Annotated in this window: 18 protein-coding genes; 13 read left to right on the top strand and 5 right to left on the bottom strand. The window is 51.4% G+C overall.

The window, feature by feature from the left end; translation table 11 throughout:
• Positions 1 to 52: 52 nt before the first annotated feature.
• The 5 genes from B7988_RS04140 to B7988_RS04120 all read left to right on the top strand — a co-directional run bounded on the left by B7988_RS04140 (position 53) and on the right by B7988_RS04120 (position 6305).
• Positions 53 to 2125, top strand: a complete 2073-nt coding sequence (locus B7988_RS04140; RefSeq protein ID WP_088656924.1) for a peptidyl-prolyl cis-trans isomerase — start codon at positions 53 to 55, stop codon at positions 2123 to 2125.
• A 137-nt stretch (positions 2126 to 2262) separates the two neighbouring features.
• Complete coding sequence (gene ndk, locus B7988_RS04135; RefSeq protein WP_072797367.1) at positions 2263 to 2715, top strand: nucleoside-diphosphate kinase; 453 nt, start codon at positions 2263 to 2265, stop codon at positions 2713 to 2715.
• Between the two features lie 37 nt (positions 2716 to 2752).
• Positions 2753 to 3598: a succinate dehydrogenase cytochrome b subunit gene (locus tag B7988_RS04130; protein WP_073320616.1), complete on the top strand. Its 846-nt coding sequence runs from the start codon at positions 2753 to 2755 to the stop codon at positions 3596 to 3598.
• Positions 3599 to 3615: 17 nt separating this feature from the next.
• A complete protein-coding gene (locus tag B7988_RS04125; RefSeq protein ID WP_073114345.1) occupies positions 3616 to 5529 on the top strand; it encodes a fumarate reductase/succinate dehydrogenase flavoprotein subunit in 1914 nt (637 codons plus the stop codon).
• On the top strand, positions 5529 to 6305 hold the full coding sequence (locus B7988_RS04120; RefSeq protein WP_073054923.1) for a succinate dehydrogenase/fumarate reductase iron-sulfur subunit: 777 nt from the start codon (positions 5529 to 5531) through the stop codon (positions 6303 to 6305). The genes B7988_RS04125 and B7988_RS04120 overlap by 1 nt, the downstream gene beginning before the upstream one ends.
• 230 nt (positions 6306 to 6535) lie before the next feature.
• On the opposite strand, the gene B7988_RS04115 is transcribed toward B7988_RS04120, so the two are convergent.
• Positions 6536 to 6754, bottom strand: a complete 219-nt coding sequence (locus B7988_RS04115; RefSeq protein ID WP_072811069.1) for a hypothetical protein — start codon at positions 6752 to 6754, stop codon at positions 6536 to 6538.
• Positions 6755 to 6949: 195 nt separating this feature from the next.
• Between B7988_RS04115 and B7988_RS04110 the strand changes: the two genes are divergently transcribed.
• The 3 genes from B7988_RS04110 to B7988_RS04100 are packed head-to-tail and all read left to right on the top strand — an operon-like array spanning position 6950 to position 9203.
• Entirely contained in the window at positions 6950 to 7741 is a 792-nt protein-coding gene (locus tag B7988_RS04110; protein WP_088656988.1) for an amino acid ABC transporter substrate-binding protein, read from the top strand.
• On the top strand, positions 7741 to 8400 hold the full coding sequence (locus B7988_RS04105; RefSeq protein ID WP_072978795.1) for an amino acid ABC transporter permease: 660 nt from the start codon (positions 7741 to 7743) through the stop codon (positions 8398 to 8400). Before B7988_RS04110 ends, B7988_RS04105 begins: the two co-directional genes overlap by 1 nt.
• Positions 8401 to 8408: 8 nt before the next feature.
• Entirely contained in the window at positions 8409 to 9203 is a 795-nt protein-coding gene (locus tag B7988_RS04100) for an amino acid ABC transporter ATP-binding protein (protein ID WP_088656923.1), read from the top strand.
• Between the two features lie 5 nt (positions 9204 to 9208).
• Here the strand turns inward: B7988_RS04100 and B7988_RS04095 are convergent, their stop codons facing one another.
• Complete coding sequence (locus B7988_RS04095) at positions 9209 to 9661, bottom strand: hypothetical protein (RefSeq protein ID WP_088656922.1); 453 nt, start codon at positions 9659 to 9661, stop codon at positions 9209 to 9211.
• A gap of 94 nt (positions 9662 to 9755) precedes the next feature.
• On the opposite strand from B7988_RS04095, the gene B7988_RS04090 reads away from it, so the two are divergent.
• Genes B7988_RS04090 through B7988_RS04080 form a run of 3 tightly spaced genes read left to right on the top strand, consistent with a single transcriptional unit; the run spans position 9756 to position 12083 of the window.
• On the top strand, positions 9756 to 10469 hold the full coding sequence (locus tag B7988_RS04090) for an outer membrane beta-barrel protein (protein ID WP_088656921.1): 714 nt from the start codon (positions 9756 to 9758) through the stop codon (positions 10467 to 10469).
• A gap of 38 nt (positions 10470 to 10507) precedes the next feature.
• Positions 10508 to 11275, top strand: coding sequence for a transporter substrate-binding domain-containing protein (locus B7988_RS04085; RefSeq protein ID WP_073322489.1), 768 nt, complete (start codon positions 10508 to 10510; stop codon positions 11273 to 11275).
• A 22-nt stretch (positions 11276 to 11297) separates the two neighbouring features.
• A complete protein-coding gene (locus tag B7988_RS04080) occupies positions 11298 to 12083 on the top strand; it encodes a transporter substrate-binding domain-containing protein (RefSeq protein WP_088656987.1) in 786 nt (261 codons plus the stop codon).
• Here the strand turns inward: B7988_RS04080 and B7988_RS04075 are convergent, their stop codons facing one another.
• Together B7988_RS04075 and floA are read right to left on the bottom strand one after the other, a co-directional pair.
• Positions 12084 to 12893 (bottom strand): hypothetical protein, encoded by an 810-nt coding sequence (locus B7988_RS04075; protein ID WP_088656920.1) that lies wholly within the window; start codon positions 12891 to 12893, stop codon positions 12084 to 12086.
• Between the two features lie 5 nt (positions 12894 to 12898).
• A complete protein-coding gene (floA, locus tag B7988_RS04070) occupies positions 12899 to 13870 on the bottom strand; it encodes a flotillin-like protein FloA (protein WP_073054943.1) in 972 nt (323 codons plus the stop codon).
• A 148-nt stretch (positions 13871 to 14018) separates the two neighbouring features.
• Here floA and B7988_RS04065 point away from each other — a divergent pair, with 148 nt between their 5' ends.
• The gene (locus B7988_RS04065) at positions 14019 to 16175 is read left to right on the top strand and encodes an FISUMP domain-containing protein (protein WP_163414390.1); all 2157 of its coding nucleotides are present in this window, start codon (positions 14019 to 14021) and stop codon (positions 16173 to 16175) included.
• Positions 16176 to 16177: 2 nt separating this feature from the next.
• Here B7988_RS04065 and B7988_RS04060 read toward each other — a convergent pair whose 3' ends face one another.
• Positions 16178 to 17731 (bottom strand): ATP-dependent Clp protease proteolytic subunit, encoded by a 1554-nt coding sequence (locus B7988_RS04060; protein ID WP_088656918.1) that lies wholly within the window; start codon positions 17729 to 17731, stop codon positions 16178 to 16180.
• Between the two features lie 454 nt (positions 17732 to 18185).
• Here B7988_RS04060 and B7988_RS04055 point away from each other — a divergent pair, with 454 nt between their 5' ends.
• Positions 18186 to 20285, top strand: a complete 2100-nt coding sequence (locus B7988_RS04055; protein ID WP_088656986.1) for a T9SS type A sorting domain-containing protein — start codon at positions 18186 to 18188, stop codon at positions 20283 to 20285.
• Positions 20286 to 20603 lie beyond the last annotated feature (318 nt).

Genomic DNA, 20603 nt, shown 5'->3' with positions numbered 1-20603 from the left:
GTTCGTGGGCTAAATTTTTTGTAAGTTAGTATGAAAAATCTTTAGAGGATATATGAAGGCAAAACTTCTGACTCTCGTTTCATTAGCCTCGCTGTTTATATTGAACGGCTGTAACGGTATCGGCGACAAGGATACGCTCCTGGCTCGCATCGATGGTGAAAAGGTCTATCAAGAAGATTATGCACTGCTTCTGAAAAATGCAGGTGGGCTCAAGGCTGTCAAGAATCAGTACCTTTACGACAATCTGTATTCAAAGGCGGCTCTCTCGGCTAAGGCTGTTGAAGAATATCCCGAACTGGAAGAGCAATGGAAGGCTTACTACGCCGACCTCGACGCACGCGTGCTCACGATGGTCTACCAGCGCTACTACGTCTCAGAAAACATGACTTATAGCGATGCAGAACTCCGTCAGTTCTATGATGCCAACCGTAGCATGTTCCCCGAAGATTCTACCGGTGATTTCTTGTCGGTGCGTCCTCTGGTTGCAAGCTACTATTACGCTTCCAAGAACGCCGATGCTTTCGCAGCCTATATCAAGGATTCTCTCAAGCTTGAAAATCCGACAGCCGAAGATTCCTTGAAGGCGAAAAAGTCTTTTGCTGATGCTCGCCGTATCGCTCTGCAACAGGAATTGTCTACGGATGTTCTCGCAAAGCACAATATCGAAATCAAGGAACTTCCTCCTGTCGATCCGAAGGTGTATTACAACAAACATCAGGATAAGTTCATGACGGTTCCCGGCTACGAACTTTACCATGTGCAGGCGGATTCCGCAAAACTTGCTGGCCTGTTTACAGAAAAGCCGACTCTCGAACAGTTCAAGTCGGTGGCTGTAGCAAATAGCAAGAATGCAAAAACGGCCAAGGATAGCGGTTACGTAGGACATGTCAAGGTCGATTACGTGTTGCCTTATGGTATTGGTGTCGTGCCTCAGTTGATGCCGACGCTCAAGGACAAGGAACCGGGCTTTGTAACGCCGGTGCTCAAGGCAAGCGATAATACGTTCCATGTCTTCTACTTGGCCGGTATCGACGCTTCTCGGTTAAAGCCCTTTGACCGCGTCGATGTGGGTATTGCCAATGCAATCAAGGAGGGGTTCTACTTTGACGTAGACACTTCTGTCGTGCTGATTACCAAGGCTGGGGAGCCCGTGTTCACGGAAGCGGACATGATCCGCTTTAATGAAAAGTTTGTCAAACGTGCAATGAACCGCAACCTTCATGACCGCATTGTGTCGATGCTTGCCGAAGCGTTTGCCTTTGCGGATGCTGCAAAAGAAGCTCACTTGAACCATAGCTGGGAATACAGGGCCATGGTCCGCCAGTCTCGCTGGGATTACTTGAGTGAACATTACATCCAGAAAAAATTCGGTTGCGAAAATATTCCCGAAGACACGCTTAAAGCCTTGTATGACCGCACGGGTTCCCCGATTCATGTGGGTTACGATTACGAACAAGCTAAGGACGACCTTCGCAAGGTTGCGGCCTTCCCGGTAAATATGTACAAGCATGAATATTACATGGGATACCGCATGCTCTATGTTGGCAAGACTTTCGAAGAAAGTATTCCTGTGGTTTATGCTCGCCGTTCTGACGAAGTCGAAAGACTCATGTCCGAAAGATTTGCTGCTGAAGCCTATTCCAAGGCGACGGTTCACCTTTATGACACGGGCGTTGCCGAGTATAAGCCGACCATGATTGCTAGCGTTCTTCTGGCTCGTGCCGATTCTCTCTATCAGGCAGGCAAGAAGTCTGATGCCTACTACGAATACCGTAAGGTCATGTTCGCTTATGCCGATAATGACAGCCTGTTCGAGCATGTCGCTTATGAAATGGCCCAGATCGAAAGCGAAAATGAAGAATTCCAGGATGCTGAAGGCGACTATTATGCCTTCTACAAGATGTGGCCGAATAGCCCTAATGCAGAAAAGGCCATGTTCAGTCGAGGCTTTATTCTCAATGAAAACCTGGGTCAGAATGAACAGGCTCTCGAAGTACTCGAAGAGTTCCTCCAGAAGTATCCGAATAGCGAACTCAAGGAATCTGCCCAGTGGCTCGTCGACAACATCAAGAGTAACGGCAAACTCGCCGAAGATCTGATGAAGAAAATTGAGGCCGAAGAGTAAATTCAGAATTCAGAATTCGGAATTCGGAGTGAATTACTTCGGCTACGTCCGCAATGACGTTTATAATTCTGAAATCTGAATTCCGAAATCCGAATTATATCTATATTTCCCACATCTTAAAACAAAAGGTACCTACTATGGAAATGACATTTGCAATGATCAAGCCCAATGCGGTCAAGTCTGGCCTCATCGGGCGCATTATCGACCGTTACATCGCTGCAGGCCTCTCCGTCTGCGCCGTGAAGATGCACCAGATGACCTCTGCCGATGCTCGCGGTTTCTACGCCGAACACGTGGAAAAGCCGTTCTTCCCGGAACTCGAAGCCTACATGACCAAGGGCCCGTCCGTGATGCTCGCCCTCGGCGGCGAAAATGCCATTGCCAAGGTTCGCGCTATCAACGGTGCAACCAATCCGGCTAAGGCGGAACCCGGTACCCTCCGCTACGATTTTGCCCCTTCCATGACCGAAAACGTCGTGCACAGCTCCGACAGCCCCGAATCCGCCAAGCGCGAACTGGACTTCTGGTTCAAGGAAGACGAACGCTACGCTTACGAAATGCCGAGCCTCAAGGCCTGCTGCGTCCTCTAAGTTTCAAAAATAACCCCCCTCAAGGAGACACAACTCAATGCAATGGATCGTCAAGTATCTTACCTCTTCCATCGGTAAGAAGCAGATCATGGGATGCACAGGCGCGTTCCTCGCCCTGTTCATCTTCGGCCACATGTGTGGTAACTTCCAGCTTCTGAATTTCGATCAGGCTGCGGCACAGGCATCTTACAATGCCTACACCGAATTCCTGACCGGATTCAACCCGCTCCACTTCCCGATCAAGATGATTTATCTTGTTGAACTGGTGCTGGTGGCTGCTTTCGCTCTCCACATCTTCCTTGCTATCAAGCTGAAGATCGAGAACAAGAAGGCTCGCGGTGGCATCGACTACGAAGTCAACGCTCGCAAGGGCAAGAAGACTTTCGCGACCTTCACCATGATCTGGTCCGGTCTCTTCATTCTCGGCTTCCTCGTGCAGCACCTCATGATGCTCAAGTTCGGCGAACACTACCTCTATGTGAATGCCGAAGGTGAAATCGTCCGCGACATGTGGCTCACCACCATCCAGATGTTTGCTAACCCGGCTTGGGCTGCATTCTACGTGGTCAGCATGTTCGTGATCGGTATGCACCTCTTCCACGCTATTTCTTCTGCCTTCCAGACCATGGGCATTGCTCACCAGAAGTGGACCCCGATTATCGACATCGCCGGTATCGCTTACAGCATTATCGTTGCCCTCGGTTTCGGTATCACCGCCGTTGCAGCCTTCTACCTCGCTAACCAGCCGGGTACCCAGGCCCTCATCGAAAAGTCCCGCAGCCTCCAGCCGCAGTACGAACAGATGAAGAAGGACAAGGAAGCCGCCAAGACTTCTTTCGTGATTCCTTCTGTTGGCACCGTCGAAGTTTCTTTTAACGCTTAATTTTAAGGAGCCCACTAATGATTCTTGATTCTAAAATCCCCGGTGGTTCCATCGAAGAAAAGTGGACCAAGCACAAGTTCGAACTCAAACTCGTGAACCCCGCCAACAAGCGTAAGTTCACGGTAATCGTGGTTGGTACTGGCCTTGCCGGTGCATCCGCTGCCGCATCCCTTGCCGAACTTGGTTACAATGTCAAGTCTTTCTGCATCCAGGATAGCCCCCGTCGCGCACACTCCATTGCTGCCCAGGGTGGTATCAACGCTGCCAAGAACTACAAGAACGACGGCGACTCCGTTTACCGTCTGTTCTACGATACCGTGAAGGGCGGTGACTTCCGCGCTCGCGAAGCCAACGTGCACCGCTTGGCCGAAAACTCGAACCTCATCATCGACCAGTGCGTCGCCCAGGGTGTTCCGTTCGGTCGTGAATACGGTGGCCTCCTCGACAACCGTTCCTTCGGTGGTACGCAGGTTTCCCGTACGTTCTACGCCCGCGGTCAGACGGGTCAGCAGCTCTTGCTCGGTGCCTATCAGGCTCTCATGCGCCAGGTTGCCGCCGGTAAGGTGAAGATGTTCCCGCGTCGCGAAATGATGGACCTCGTCGTGATCGACGGCAAGGCTCGCGGTATCATCGTCCGTAACCTCATCACTGGCGAACTCGAAAGCCACGTGGGTGACGCTGTCTGCCTTTGCACCGGCGGTTACGGTAACGTCTACTATCTTTCTACAAACGCCCAGGGTTCTAACGTGACGGCCGCTTTCCGTGCCTACAAGCGTGGCGCCCTGTTCGCTAACCCCTGCTACACGCAGATTCACCCGACTTGCATTCCTCGCCACGGCGACCTGCAGTCCAAGCTCACCTTGATGAGCGAATCTCTCCGTAACGACGGCCGTATCTGGGTCCCGCGCAAGGCGGGTGACACCCGTTCTCCGGACCAGATCCCCGAAGAAGACCGTTACTACTACCTCGAAGAAAAGTACCCGAGCTTCGGTAACCTCGTGCCGCGTGACGTGGCATCCCGTAACGCCAAGCAGGTTTGCGACGCAGGTCTCGGCGTGGGTTCCACCAAGCAGGCCGTTTATCTCGACTTCGCCGACGCTATCCAGCGCATGGGCGTTGCAGGCGTGTCTGCCAAGTACGGCAACCTCTTCCAGATGTACGAAAAGATTACCGACGAAGACCCGTACAAGGTCCCGATGCGTATCTTCCCGGCCATCCACTACACCATGGGCGGCCTCTGGGTGGACTACGATCTGATGTCCACGATTCCGGGCTGCTTCGTTCTCGGTGAAGCCAACTTCTCCGACCACGGTGCAAACCGCCTCGGCGCTTCTGCTCTTATGCAGGGCCTCTCCGACGGTTACTTCGTCATTCCGTTCACCATCGGCGGCTACTTCGCGGGCACCAAGCTCGAGAAGGTTTCCGAATCCGATGCCGCGTTCGAAGACTGCAAGAAGCAGACCGAAGAACGCATCCACAAGCTCCTCTCCATCAAGGGTCACCGCACTGTTAACGATATCCATCGTGAACTCGGTAACATCATGTGGGAATACGTGGGCATGGCTCGTAACGAAGCCGGCCTCAAGACTGCCCTCGAGAAGATTCCGGCCCTCCGTGCCGAATTCTGGGAAAACGTCAACGTGCTCGGCTCCGAAGGTTCCTTCAACCAGAACCTCGAACGTGCCGGCCGCGTTGCAGACTTCCTCGAATTCGCCGAAGTCCTCACTCTCGACGCCCTGCACCGCAAGGAATCTTGCGGCGGCCACTTCCGCGAAGAAAGCCAGACTCCGGAAGGCGAAGCCAAGCGCGACGACGAGAACTTCTGCTACGTGGGTGCCTGGGAGTACAAGGGCGACGGTGTCGCACCGGAACTTTCCAAGGAACCTCTTACCTTTGATAACGTCCACCTCGCTACTAGGAGCTACAAATAATGAGCGGACTGAATTTGACTTTGAAGATTTGGCGTCAGAAGGATGCCAAGACCAAGGGACAGTTCGAAACTGTCAAGATCAACGATGTTTCTCCGGACATGTCCTTCCTGGAAATGCTCGACATCGTGAACGAAGAACAGATGAAGCAGGGCAAGGAAGGCTTCGCCTTCGACCACGACTGCCGCGAAGGTATCTGTGGCATGTGCTCTCTCGTCATCAACGGTATGCCGCACGGTCCTGACCATGCGACCACCACTTGCCAGCTTCACATGCGCAAGTTCAAGGATGGCGATACCATCGTGATCGAACCGTGGCGCGCCGCCGCATTCCCGGTTATCCGTGACTGCGCCGTGGACCGTACCGCATTCGACCGCATCATCCAGGCTGGCGGTTTCATTTCTGTGAACACCGGTGCCGCTCCTGAAGCTTCCACGATTCCGGTTCCCAAGGCCGATGCCGACCGCGCCTTCGACGCTGCCGCCTGTATCGGTTGCGGTGCCTGCGTGGCCGCTTGTAAGAACGCTTCTGCAATGCTCTTCGTTTCTGCGAAGGTCTCTCACCTCAGCTTCTTGCCGCAGGGTAAGGTCGAGGCGAAGAAGCGTGTGCTTGCCATGGTCGCTCAGATGGACAAGGAAGGCTTCGGCAACTGCACGAACCTTTACGAATGCCAGGCCGCCTGCCCGAAGGGTATCACCGTGGATTACATCGCCAAGATGAACCGCGAATACCTCGGCGCCACCGTGACCTACGCCGAAAAGGTTTATGGAAAGGACTAGCAAGCCGAGCGTCGCGAGCAAGCTCGCTTGCTCATGACCGAGGCGCCGCGAGTCTGCGCTTAAGCCCGCAGGGCGCAAGCGCAACGATTAATATCCGGCATTGTCATCCTGAGCGAAGAGGCGTAGCCTCGGAGTCGAAGGATCCAGACCAACATTATAAAAAGGACCGCAGCGATGCGGCCCTTTTTGCGTAGTATAACGATTCTGCTTATTGCTGTTGAGAACAATTCTCATACAGCTTTATAGGGAGTTCGCAAGTGTTCGCATAAGACAGCTTCGTTCTTTTTATTGTCCCATTTGCCGGAATCCCAAAGATCGTCCATGTCTTTTTCAACCCTCTTGGCAAAGACATCCATCAGGGCAACACGAATTTCTTCCAAAGACTCAGAATCCTTGGCGAAAGAGAACATCTTTAGAAGATGTAGCTGTGTCGGGTTCAGAACTTCCATATAAACCTCCCCCATAATATACATTATTCAAAATTGATATGCCAACCCAATTCGCCTTGAAACTCCTGTTTTGGTGAAAAAAATAAAAAGCGAATCATTCAGGCGTTAAATAAAAGGGCTGCTTGATTATCCGTATTCATTGAAATGCGGCCCTTTTTCTATATTTCTCTTGTAAATCAAAAAGAGGACTTCAAGATGAAAAAGATTCTTGCGATGTTTGCGGCGTTTGCGTGTGCCGCGGTTCTTTCTGCCTGTAACGACCAGAAGGCGGAATCCAAGACTCAGGCCGATGAATCCCTGAACAAGGTGAAGGCGGCGGGCGAGTTTGTGCTCGGTCTCGACGATTCCTTCCCGCCGATGGGTTTCCGCGACAAGGACAACAACATCGTGGGTTTCGATATCGACCTCGCCACCGAAGTTTGTGCGCGCCTGGGCGTGAAACTCAAGACGCAGCCGATTTCCTGGGATGCGAAGGAACAGGAACTGAACACCGGCAAGATTGACTGCATCTGGAACGGCATGAGCGTGGACAGCGCCCGCGCAAAGGCCATGAACCTGAGCGACCCGTATCTCAAGAACCGCATGATTTTCACGGTGAAGGACAAGGCACTTGCAAATCTCGCGGCCCTCGCCGGCAAGAAGATTGCCGTGCAGAACGGCTCTACCGCCCAGAAGCTGCTGGATGCCTCCGAAGCGGGCAAGGCCGCCAAGGAAATCGTCCCGTTTGATGACAACCAGACGGCGCTCATGGATTTGGACAAGGGCGGTGTCGATGCCGTGTTCCTGGATGAAATCGTGGCCAAGTACTGGATTGTGACGAATGCGAAGGACTACACGGTGCTCGAGGAAGGCCTCTCCGATGAAGTCTACGCTGTGGGTTTCCGCAAGAAGGACCAGGCCCTGCGCGATGCCGTGAATTCTACCCTGGCCGCCATGAAGGCCGACGGCAAGTTCGACGAAATCTCTGCCAAGTGGTTCGGCAAGTAATGTCGGAATTGTCAACGCTTTTGCCTATCCTTTGGGGCGGCTTCTGCACGACGCTCGCCATTTTCGGGCTCACGCTCCTGTTCTCGATTCCGCTGGGCCTGCTCATTGCGGTCCTCAAGATGAGCAAGTGGCGCGTGGTGCGTTACCCGGTGTCGTTCTACATCTCGGTGATGCGCGGCACTCCCTTGCTGCTCCAGATTGTGGCGATTTACTTTGGCTCCTACTACCTGAGCGAATATGCGGGCGTGGATTTTTCGTTTGACCGCTTCCCGGCGGTGATTGTGGCGTTTTCGATAAACTATGCTGCGTACTTTGCCGAAATTTTCCGCGGGGGCATCCAGTCCATACCCAAGGGGCAGTACGAGGCGGCCTACATGCTGGGCATGACCCGCACGCAGACGTTCTTCCGCATCATCCTCCCGCAGGTGGTAAAGCGCGTGGTGCCAGCAAGCGCTAACGAAGTCATCACCCTGGTGAAGGACACGTCCTTGGCGCAGGTGATTGCGGTGACGGAACTTTTTGCGCTGGCCAAGAAACAGCAGGCCGCCTATGCGAGCATTTACCCGCTGTTCGTGGCGGGCGTATTCTACTATGTGGCGAACCTTTTACTGAGCGTGCTTTTTGCCTACGTGGAACGCAAGCTCAATTACTATAAGTGAGGCGTGGAATGGAAAACGTGAACGAATCTGCGCCGATCCTCAAGGTAGAACACGTCAAGAAGTCCTTTGGCGACTTGCATGTGCTCAAGGATATCTCGTTTAACCTGAAGGCGGGCGAGGTGCTCTCGATTATCGGGCCCAGCGGTTCCGGCAAGAGTACGCTTTTGCGTTGCCTTACCCAGCTCGAAACGGTTGACGGCGGCCTGGTGCAGGTCGACGGCAAGGACATGGTGGTGCCGAATGATTCGGCGAAGGGCGCTGCGGTCAAGTATGCTCCGGCTAAAACGCTTCGTGAAATTCGCCTTTCTACGGGACTCGTGTTCCAGAACTTCAACTTGTTCCCGCACCTGACGGTGCTCCAGAATCTTTGTCTTGCTCCGGTGCGTGTGCTGGGGGACGAACGCAAGGATGCCCGCGCCATGGGGCGGTTCCTGCTCAAGCGCATGGGCCTTGAAGGTAAGGAAAAGGCTTACCCTTGCGAACTCAGCGGCGGCCAGCAGCAGCGCGTGTCCATTGCCCGCGCGCTCGCGATGAACCCGAAGATACTTTTCTTCGACGAGCCGACCTCTGCGCTGGACCCGGAACTCACCGGCGAAGTGCTCAAGATTATCAAGAAACTTGCCGAAGACAAGATGACCATGGTCATCGTGACCCACGAGATGGCTTTTGCCCGGGACGTGGCCGACAAGGTCATCTTCATGGACGGTGGGGTCATCGTGGAGCAGGGAACCCCCGACCACGTGTTCCGCGAATCGGGCAACGAGCGCCTCGCGCAGTTCCTGAGCAGGTTCTCAAAAGCTTGATGCCTTTAGTGGTCGCTGACGTTTATGGTTCTGCCGTCTGAGCAGTAGTACGACGAGATTGAGCCCTCGGTTTCGAGAGCTTTCATGTCGCAGGTCTCGGCAATCTCGCTGATTTTCTGGCGTACCTCGTTCCAGGTTTCTATGGTGGCGTCTTCGCGCTTGCCCAGATTGTCTTGCAGGTCCTTTGCAATCAGGGCCTGCTCCACAATCTGCTTTTCGCAGTCGGTATAGCCTTCGTTCGTGAATTTTTCGGTGTCGAATACCGGCTCGCAATCATTGGAATAGTCGTACGGGTCTTCGCCGCCGTATGCGCAGGCGATTGTCTGTATGGCAATGGAAGAAAGGAGCAGTTGTGCCCAGTACTTGCGGATAAACCTGAACGGATTCCCGCTTCTTGCGCCGTTCCCCCAGAATATGGAACACGCGAATACGCTGATTTTCCTGAGTAGCTTTCTCATGATATTTTCCTCGATCCCTATGGGAAAAATACAATAAATACAGAAAAAAGATGAGCTCGACTGAAAATAGTTTATATTTAAAGCAGGAGAAGATATGAAAAAGGTCCGAATTTGCATTTTGGCGCTGCTGTTTGCATCAATCGCCTTCGCAGAAGGTGCTGCTCAAGACAAATCGCATTATTTTGGCGGGCGCCTTGCTTTCGGGGTTGACTATGTGTGGGACAATGCTTTGGTAAAGGGCACGTTCGGCTCGGCAAAAGACGGTGTCGGGGAGGCTGCGTTGGGTAATTTTGGGGGAATGGGAATAGCAATCGGCGCTTCGTACATGTATCGTCTGAACGGCTTTGTCGGGTTTGTAGGCGAGGCTGAATTTAGTATGGCCTGGTTCAGGCTGGATGAAGATGTTTATGGCATCCCGCCCGAAGACCCCTATGGTGACCAGATGAATTTCGGGTTGTATGTGTATAGATTTGCATTTCCGGTCTTGGTTCGGGTCGTACCGATATCAAAGTTCTATCTTGAGGCTGGCGCCCAGTTTAACCTGAATGTTGATGGTGATATCGCTTCAATCGAAGATGATGGTGATGAATCCTTTGACTTCGACGTGGAGCCGTTCGGCTGGTCTCTTGTTGTCGGTGGTGGATTTAATATCGGCTGGGATTGTTTCCTTGGAATGCGCTTTGTCATGGACATGACCCGCATCGAAAAGGAGGGAATTGTCGAAATGACAAGGGGGGCCGCTTACCGAGAAGCGTCCCCCATGAAACTATGGAGCCTGCAATTTAGCGCAACAGCCTATTTTTTGTAGAAAAAAATCTTATTTTTATGACGAAGAAGGATTGAAAAGTGAAAAAGATTTTTGCGTTTATTGCTCTTGTTGCCCTTGCTCTGGCTTCCGTTGGCTGTGAAAGTGGAGATGATTCTTACAAGAAGGTGATGGCGAAGGGCGAATTGGTCATTGGCCTCGATGCATATTATCCGCCTATGGGCTTTTACGACCAGGATGGCGACATCGTTGGCTTTGATATTGATCTTGCCATAGAAGTTTGCGCCCGCCTAGGTATCAAACTCAAGACAGTTCCGATTAATTGGGAAAACAAGGAACATGAACTGAATTCGGGGGCAATCGATTGCATCTGGAATGGCATGAGTGTCGATAGCGCCCGAGCTTCTTCGATGAGTTTGAGCGATCCGTACTTAAAAAATGGCATGTACTTTGTGGTGAAGGATTCTTCGCTTGCGAATATGGATTCGCTAATGGGTAAGAGAATTGCCTTGCAGAAGGGGTCCACTTCGCAAGATCATCTTGTCACGTCGAAGATAGGGATGTCAGCCAAGGAAATCATCGCGTTTGAAGACAACCTCAAGGCGCTTGCGGCTTTGGACAGCGGCGACGTAGACGTTGTGTACGTGGATGAGGTCATCGCAAAGTATCTGATCTATAAATACAAGAAAGAATACTTTTTTTGGGTAGACCCTCATATAAAAGAAAAACTTGCTGTCGGTTTCCGCAAGAATGACCAGGCGCTCCGCAATGCCGTAAATGACATTTTGAATACGATGAAAATTGATGGTCGTTTTGTGAAAATTTCGATGAAGTGGTTTGGCAAATAAGCATCTAAAAAAGGAAAACGTCATGAATAAGTTTTTCTCGGTTGTTTCTGCGATTGCCTGCATTGTTGCTCTTTCTGGGTGCAATGAAAAAAAAATATCCCTGAATTCGGATTATTCCTACAATAGAGTAAAGGCTTCTGGAATCCTGGTGATGGGCCATATGGGGGATTATCCGCCCATGGTCTTTACCGATAAGGACAGCAATGTTGTGGGTTTTGATGTTGACCTAGCGCGTGAGGTTTGCTCTCGTCTGGGACTGAGACTTAAACTGCACTTGATTCCTTGGGCTGACAAGGAAAAAGAATTGAATACGGGAAATATTGACTGCGTGTGGAATGGCATGAGCGTCGACGAATCTCGAGCTTCGGCCATGAACTTGAGCGATCCTTACCTCACCAACAGACTGGTTTTCATGGTGAAGAATGAGGCCTACAATAGCTTGGATTCTTTGAAGGGTAAAAAGATTGGTGTCCAGTATGCTTCGACTGCTTGGTCGATGATCGAACAGTCTGAAATTAAAAAGGATGTCAAGGAAATCGTGCAGTTTGAAACTATGAACCTTGCGCTGGATGCTATGGTGCAAGATTCTGTCGATGCAGTGTTTATGGATGAAGTCGCAGCCAAGTATTGGAATGTCTTGAACAATAAAAACTATGCCATTTTGGAAGATGGCGTGTACAATGAATTTTATGCAGTCGGATTCCGCAAGGCTGACAAGGCTCTCCGCGATACAATAAATGCCGTCCTTGCTTCGATGAAGAAAGACGGCAAATTCGTTGATGTTACGGTCAAGTGGTTCGGTAAATAATTACCGGTACTGAGTGCTCCAGCGGCGCTTGAAGCGGGGTTCGTCCAGGACTTTTGCCCAGATGAAACCTTTGCGCACGTCGGTAAGGTTTTTAGTCGAAACAAGGGGTGCGCGGCGCGGAGCCTGTTCGGTTCCGCTGACGACGTCATTTCCCATGAATGCGGCGGCAGATTCACGTGCAGACCTGGCGCGGTCTTCAAGAGCGTTCAATTCACGTTGGCGATCCAATTCGCGCTGTCGGGCGCTGTTTTCTTCGTCTGCTTCACGATCGTCGGCCTTTTTAAGGGATTCTTTTCTTTCTTGCTCGGCGATTTTTTCGTGATTGAGCAGGTTGTCGAGTTCTTCCAGATCGTGCACTAAAACGTCGCAGTCGCCTTCGCCCATGTCGTGGCCTACGATGCGGTGGGCCTGTAGGTCCATCAGCATCTCGGCGGCGGTGTTTTCGTCAACGTCGAATTCTTCCATCAAGAATTCCAGATTGACTTCATCGACTTCAATCACGACCTCGGCTATGTCGCGGAGCGTCAACTGCTCTGGGTGCTTGCGCTGCACGGGGGGAGTGGGGGGCTCGATGTTGCCTTGCGTCGCCTCACGCTGGGCATTTTCGAACTGACGGATCAAATCCTGTAACGAGCGCGGAGGGTGGTACCCTTGCGCCTGTTCTTCGGATTCGTCCAATTCATCGTCATCGTTTGGGTATTGCGGCGGCACCTGTTGTTCGCGTTGCTGTTGCTCCCTTCGGTTGGCCGCGACCTTCTTAATGACGATATCGAGAACCCATATCCCTATGAGAATGAGTAGTCCTTCCATGGTTACTACTTAGTCTCCGGGGCAGCTCCGATTTCTTTACGCATTTGCGTGTCGGCTTCGATATTCTTGAGGTTGTAATAGTCCATCACGCCGAGTTTGCCGTCGCGAAGGGCAGATGCCATGGCCATCGGAATCTGGGCTTCGGCTTCCACAAGTTTTGCCTTCATTTCCATGACCTTGGCCTTCATTTCCTGTTCGGCGGCGTACGCCATGGCGCGGCGTTCTTCGGCTTTGGCCTGTGCAATCTTCTTGTCGGCCTCGGCACGGTCGGTTTCGAGAATGGCGCCAATGTTTTGGCCCACGTCCACGTCGGCAATGTCGATAGAGAGAATTTCGAATGCGGTACCGGCATCAAGGCCAGAGGCCAACACCTTCTTGGAAATCATGTTCGGATTTTCGAGCACGTCCTTGTGGCTCTTTGCAGAACCGATAGAAGACACAATGCCTTCGCCCACGCGGGCGACCACGGTATCTTCGCCAGCGCCACCCACCAACTTCTGGATGCTGGCGCGCACGGTAATACGGGTCACGGCATGCAACTGAATACCGTCGAGAGCCACGGCGGAAACCTTCGGCGTTTCAATCACCTTCGGGTTCACGGACATCTGCACGGCCTCGAGCACGTTACGGCCGGCGAGGTCGATAGCGGCGGCTTCCTTGAAATCGAGCTTGATGTTTGCCTTGTTGGCGGCAATCAAAGCCTGAATCACGCGGAGCACGTTACCGCGGCTAAGGTAGTGGGCTTCGAGCAGGTTCGTGTCGACCGGGAGGCCTGCCTTGCAGCTGAGGATTCGGGCTTCAACAATCACCTGCGGCGGCACCTTACGCAGGCGCATACCGATAAGCTGGAAAATGCTCACGTTTGCCTTGGAGAACAAGGCCTGCAGCCATAGGCTGAAGAACTTGCCAATAAAGGCGAGCAAAACGATGACGGCAATCGCCGCGATGATGATTCCAACGATAAGAAGAGTATCCATTGTTTATCTCCATTTTTTTTGTTTTCTTTTCGTAATATACATAATTTGAGTAAAGAAAAGATTTATCTTTGATATAAGAATATTTGGACAAGGGAGGAACCTGGTCATGTATAGACTTTTTTTCAGAATAGTTGCATTTTGTGCTTTCATGGCTTTTGCCTGTTTATGCCTGAACGCCTGTCTCGAAGACGGAGGCTCAAGCAGCGTTGCAGCGAATGATGCTCCACAGAAGGAGAACGACTCGGATAAGGACAAAGATGGTTCAAAAGATCCGTCTGATTCGTCTATGTTCGCTGAAGTAAAATGTCCCGAGGTAACCTCCAAGTCGCAGTTCCTGAACCCTGATATTGACTATGGTGAAATGACCGATGAACGCGACGGCCAAGTTTACAAGACTGTGCAGATCGGCAATCAAACTTGGATGGCGGAAAACTTGAATTATGCTGCTGATCGTTCCATGTGCCCAGATAGCCTAGAAAGTAACTGCAAAATTTATGGAAGGTGGTATACAATGTCAGGTTCGTGTCCAGAAGGTTGGCATCTCCCTAGTGTTGCTGAGTGGAATGTACTCCTCAGATCAGTTGGTAAAGATGACAAAGTTGATGCTGCGATGCTGAAATCAAGGTTCGGTTGGGCTGATGGAAAACAAGGGGTGGATGCTTTTGGTTTCTCGGCGATGCCGATGAGTAAACGGAATTGTTCGCAGGTCTTCTTTTTGACTTCTGATTACTATGATAACGAAAATACGGGTGAACGGAGTTGCATAGCGTTTAATTATCGAGCTGGAGCTTATTATTACAATAACGAAACCTCTGTTATGGGTTGGTTTATGGGCTATTTCAATGAAGTTACTAGGGGTGTTCCCGTGCGATGCCTGAAGGACGGGAGTGGTCCTTACGAGAAATCTTTGCTGAATACCGAAAATCTCGCTTTATGGGATAAAGCAGACAAGAAAGATTTTTTCAATCCGAAGGTCGAGTATGGAGAAATGACCGATGAACGTGACGGTCAGGTTTACAAGACCGTGAAGATCGGTAATCAAACATGGATGGCGGAGAACCTGAACTATATCTATGCGGTAGATTCGCTTCTTAAGGAAGAAGGTGTATGTCCCATCTATTACGGCAACGATTATGTTTTTCCTGACGGCTTTAAAACTTGTGATTTGTATGGGCGCTTGTACCCGTTTGGCGCCGCGATGGATTCAGCTGGAGTCTTTAGTGATGACGGTTTGGACTGTAATGGGTTAGTGTGTAAGCCAAACGAACAGGTCCGTGGAATTTGTCCTGAAGGTTGGCGCTTGCCGGGTGACAGTGATTGGGATACCTTGCTTGATGCCGTAGGGGGTGCAGATGTTGCTGGCAAAAAATTAAAATCGCTAACGGGGTGGTTTTACGACGGCAATGGTTCCGATGAGTATGGTTTTTCTGCGAGGCCTTCTCCCGATTTGAGCGGCAGTAACAATCATACTCATGTTGGTTTTTGGAGCGTCGGCTCTCATCTAAACGGAAGGTATTTTAGTTTCTATAGCGATGCCGTTTATCAGGGCGCCGCAGATAAGTTGTACATTCGTTGCATAAAGGGGTACACTCATATTGATGATCCGAGCAGGTATATTCCGGGAATCTTGCCTTCCGAGGTGGAGGAAGGGTCGATGACGGATGCTCGTGATGGGCAAGTTTACAAGACCGTAAAAATTGGCGACAAGACCTGGATGGCGGAAAACTTGAATTACGACTACCAGGTGGGAGATTCCGTATCGATATATGGTTCTGTTTGCCTCACCGATAGCTTGGGAAACTGCGATTCTTCTTATGGCCGCTATTACACGTGGCCTGCGGCGATGGATTCGGCGGGAATCTTTAGTGACGGAGGCAAGGGATGCGGCTTTAGTGAATTATGCAACCCGAAGGGGACTATTCGTGGAGTCTGTCCGGAAGGTTGGCATTTGCCGGATACGACCGAATGGAACGCATTGTTCTCGGAACTGAACTGTGTTGAGGATGGTCAAAATAATTGTGGGCCTTTATTGAAATCTTCCCGGGATTGGGTGTCCCGCGGAGGTGGATTTGATTATTATGGTTTTACGGTTTTGCCTTCGAATATTGCAGATTGGCGTCAAGATTATACCAAGGAATGGTTCTTTGAATCGGTTCGAACTGCCCGCAATAACGCCCAAATTTGGCTGTCAAATGAATCGGAGAAAGACGCGGCGATGGTTGCTGAATTCACTATTTACAAATTTGTCCGTTTTTCGAAAACCCGGAAAAAATACGGGGCGTCAGTCCGCTGCGTGAAGGATTGACGCTAGCCTTCCATTTCAGCTTTAGCAACCGTCACCCAGATGTGGCCTTCTTGTACGGCGGTCACCTTGATGCGGGTGCTGGCTTCGATGATTTCGCCGTGGGTCTGCACGTCAAAAAGTTTTCCGTTAATAAGGGCCTGGCCGACCGGACGTAAGAATGTCTTTGCGATACCTTCGTCGCCGACAGAAACTTCTTGCACGGCTTCGGTAGGCGAGGCAGCGGTTTCAAGGTCGGTCTTGAGCATAGGAGTCCAGCCTTCGGGGAGTAGCGGAACCAGGTACTTGCTTGCGGCAATGGGGAACACGAGCGCTATCGCCGCGCAGGTTAGCATGTAAAGCAATCCGAACAGCCAGGGGGTGGCGTCAAAGGATTCTTCGACAGCTTCGGGAACGTAATCGGGAATGTCGGCGGGGGAGTACGACAGCGCAAGTGCCAAGATCATGCACGCGATGCCGCCTACGCCGAACAGGAACGTTCCGGGCATCACGAAGATTTCAACCAGGAACAGCGCTACGCCCGCGACGAGCAGGATGGCGGGGATGTAGCCGTCAAGCTGCGGGGCGAACTGCCCGAGGAACACGATGGCGATGAGAATGATGCCGATGATTCCGAACAAGCCGAAACCGGGCGTCTTGAATTCGATGTAGAGCGCACCGAAACCGAGAATCAAAAGGATTCCCGCGATAGCCGCGATGGCCGAGGCGATATCTTCGCCCAAGGTGGTCTCGACTTCGCTGCGGCTTTCGATGGCAAGTGCGGTCTCGAATTCGCTACGGTCCTTGAACGTTCCCTTCGAGAACCCGAGTTCCTGCGCTTCCTTGTCGGTCATGGTCAAAAGCTCGCCTTCTTTCACGAGAATCTTCGGGGCGCCCCAGAATGCCTTGGCGGCGCTGTCGAGGACGTTGTATTTGTCGCCTTCGATAATGAGCATGGTGTCGCGTTCGGTCTTTTTGCCCTTGTCGAGTTTTGCGGTGAGTTCGAGGACTTCAAGTTCCGGCGTCACGAAAGAAGAACTTAGCAGCTCCGGGTAGCCGTTACGCTGGGCAAGGTTCCTGAATTTGGCGCGCAAGGGCGACTGGATTTTTTCGCCGACGATTTGCGGAGTGCCGTCGCCGCCCTGCACGATGGGGGCGCAGTCGCCGATCGTGGTGGCTTCGAGCATGTAGAGTTTTTGGCAGGCGAGCGCGATAAGGCTACCTGCACTAATAGCCTTCTTTTTCACGAGCGCGATGGTGGTCGGGCCCTTGACGGCCATGATGGTATCGACAATGTCAAAGGCGGCATCGAGACGGCCACCGAAGGTGTTGATTTCAAAGATGATGTAGTCTGGGTTTTCTTGGAGGGCGTTGTCGATGGCGCGTGCGCAGAATTCAAACATGGACGGTTCTACGTCACCTTCGAGCTTAATCCAAACTGCATGCTTTTTAGTTTCTTGGGTGATGACCGAGTCGGTTGCCGTCTTTGTGGAATCGACCGGAGTGATTGATGTGGTGTCGGCAAAACAGAATGCCGCAAGCACCAAAAGGGTAGAAAAAATACGCTCAAACAACTTCATACCTTCAATATATGAAGATTTTGGCCTAAAAAGTGCAAAATTTCGCGAAAAACTCTTTAAAATGAGTGAGGGGGAGGTTTCCCCCTGGTTCGCACTACGTTGCTCTCCACTCCCTCGCCTAGGGGCTTCGCCCCTAAAACCCCAATTGTCACACGAATTCGATTTTTCTAACGAAAAATCTTTTTTTTCTCAGAAATGCCGTTAGGCATTTCGAATCAGTGTGACAGTCAAGTTTTCTTTTTCAGATCGAAAAAGTCTGTAGATCGCTTGTATTGTCAAAAAATTAAGGACTTTTATATTTTTGAGAACATTCTAAATTGTAAAATCTTTAAAAATATCAAATAAATATTGAATTTTGTATTGCTTTTGTTGGGCTTTGAGTGTATATTTTGAGAAGAAATTTGAGAACATTTTCAAAAAGGGATGGATGAATATGGTTTCAACAGGTTCCAAAATGGTTTCTAGAGTAGCGCTCGGTGTAGCGCTTCTCGGATTTGCCGGGGCTTATGCCCAGGTGTCGATCAACAAGGCCGAAGGCTGGCTTGAATCTGCTTTTGCCGAATGGGCTTCCGATGGTTCGGACAGCTACAATGTCTATTATACGGGCGCCGGCGCAAGCAACGTCAAGGTGGACGGTCAGCTCATTCGCAAGTACGGTTCCAAGTACCGCGTCGATGTGGTCGGACTCAAGGCTGGTAGCTACACGCTCAAGGTGGCTTCGGTCAAGGGCGGCAAGGAAGGCGCTTCGACGACTTCGAAGTCCTTGGATGTCAAGGCTCATGATCGTGCGGGTTTCGCGTTCAGCAACAATCACGTTCCCGGCGCCTACAAGGCTGACGGTACGCTCAAGAGTGGAGCTGTTGTTCTCTACATTACGGAATCGACTAAGAATACGGTCAAGCTAGATGTGGTGACTAGCAGCAAGGGAGCTGTGACGGAATGCGTCGGCTGGCAGAACATCTTGACTGCTTACAAGAAAGGCTACGACACGCGTCCGCTGGATTTCCGCCTGATTGGTAACGTGACTGACCCCGAAGTAACCGACAAAGGCGATATCTTGGTTGATATGGGCAAAAAAGAAGGTATGTCCATGACAATCGAAGGTATCGGTAATGACGCTACGGCGAACGGCTGGGGCATCCGTGTCAAGAACGCTTTCGATGTCGAAATCCGTAACCTCGGTATCATGAACGTGGATTCCGACGAAGGCGACAACATCGGCTTGCAGCAGGACAACCAGTACGTTTGGGTGCACAACTGCGATTTTTTCTACGGTCATGCGGGTAGCGACAAGGACCAGGTCAAGGGCGACGGTGCCTTGGATTGCAAAAAATCAACCTACGTGACCTTCAGCTACAACCATTTCTGGGATAACGGCAAGTCCAATTTGCTCGGACTTTCCGAAGGCACGACCGACGGTCTCTACATTACTTATCACCACAACTGGTACGACCATTCCGACAGTCGCCATCCGCGCGTGCGCTTCTACAGCGCCCATGTGTACAATAACTACTACGATGGCGTGGCCAAATACGGCGCCGGTTCTACGAAGGGCTCTTCCGTGTTTATGGAAGCGAACTACTTCCGTAATTGCAAGTACCCGATGATGACGTCTATGCAGGGAAGCGACGTGTATGCTGGCGGCTCCACTCGCGATACCAAGAACAATCCGACATTCAGCAGCGAAGATGGCGGTACGATCAAGGCTTACAACAACCACATGGAAGGTTCTTACACGTTCATTCCGTATGGAGCAAGCAAGTATGTGCTCAAGGGCTCTGAAACGGCTGCTGGCTCCATCGATACCAAGGCCGACTTTGACGCCTACGTGGTTTCTAGCCGCAACGACAAGGTTCCGAATACGGTCAAGTCTTATGCCGGTGCGAATACCTACAACAACTTCGATACCGACAATTCCGTGATGTACAGCTATACGGCAGATTCTCCGGAGCAGGCTTTGGCGAATGTGCGTACCTATGCGGGCCGCGTGCAGGGTGGCGATTTCAAGTGGGCGTTCGACAACTCGGTGGACGATGCCGCTTACGAAGTGAACCAGAAGTTGAAAGATGCCCTGATGGCTTACAAGGGAAGCAACGGCGAAGTTATGGAATATGCAAGTTCCAGTTCTGTGGCGCCGGCATCCAGCAGTTCCGTGGAATCGAGCTCGTCGGAGCAGTCTTCTAGCTCTGAGGCGAAGTCTTCAAGTTCCGAAGCCAAGTCCTCTAGCTCCGAAGAGGTTTCGTCTAGTTCCGAGGCAAAGTCCTCCAGCTCTCAGGAAGAAGTGGAAAGTTCTTCGAGCGAACAATCCCAGGCGATTGCCGTTAAGATGCAGGTTGCTTCTCCGATGCGCTACATTGCTGGCGAAAGCCGTCTTGAAATCAATGCGGATGTGCGCCGCCTGAACATTTTCGATGTGAATGGTCACATTGTAAAGATGTCGACCGAGGCGGTGTCGCAGTCCAGTGTGGATTTGTCCAGCCTTAAGCCTGGTGTTTACCTGGTGCGTCTAGTGGCGGGCGGCAAGGCCTACCAGCAGAAAATTGTGAAACGGTAGAGTGTCATCCTGAGCGGAGCCCATAAGGGCGAAGTCTCTTTGATCACTTAGCGCTTTAGCGCTTATGTGAGCATGATCCCCCTTGTGGGGAGAAGGATCTAAGAGTCGCATAGTTCTTGCCGCATTTTCTGAGGTGTTCGGGACGGCAAGAACTTTGTGTGGAGTAGCTCCCGGGCGTGCACGCCCGGGAGTTTTCAATTACTCTTGCCAAAAATCCCTACTTTTATTACCTTTCTGCACATGAACATGATTCTGGATCTACGACTTATTAACCTACTAGGACGTTGCGCTGGAGCGCAAGCCGGTTTTTAAGCATAG

Source organism: Fibrobacter sp. UWB1 (assembly GCF_002210325.1).
Taxonomy (GTDB): Bacteria; Fibrobacterota; Fibrobacteria; order Fibrobacterales; family Fibrobacteraceae; genus Fibrobacter.
Note: the sequence above shows the minus strand (reverse complement) of the source record. Positions and strands in the feature narration are given on the sequence as shown.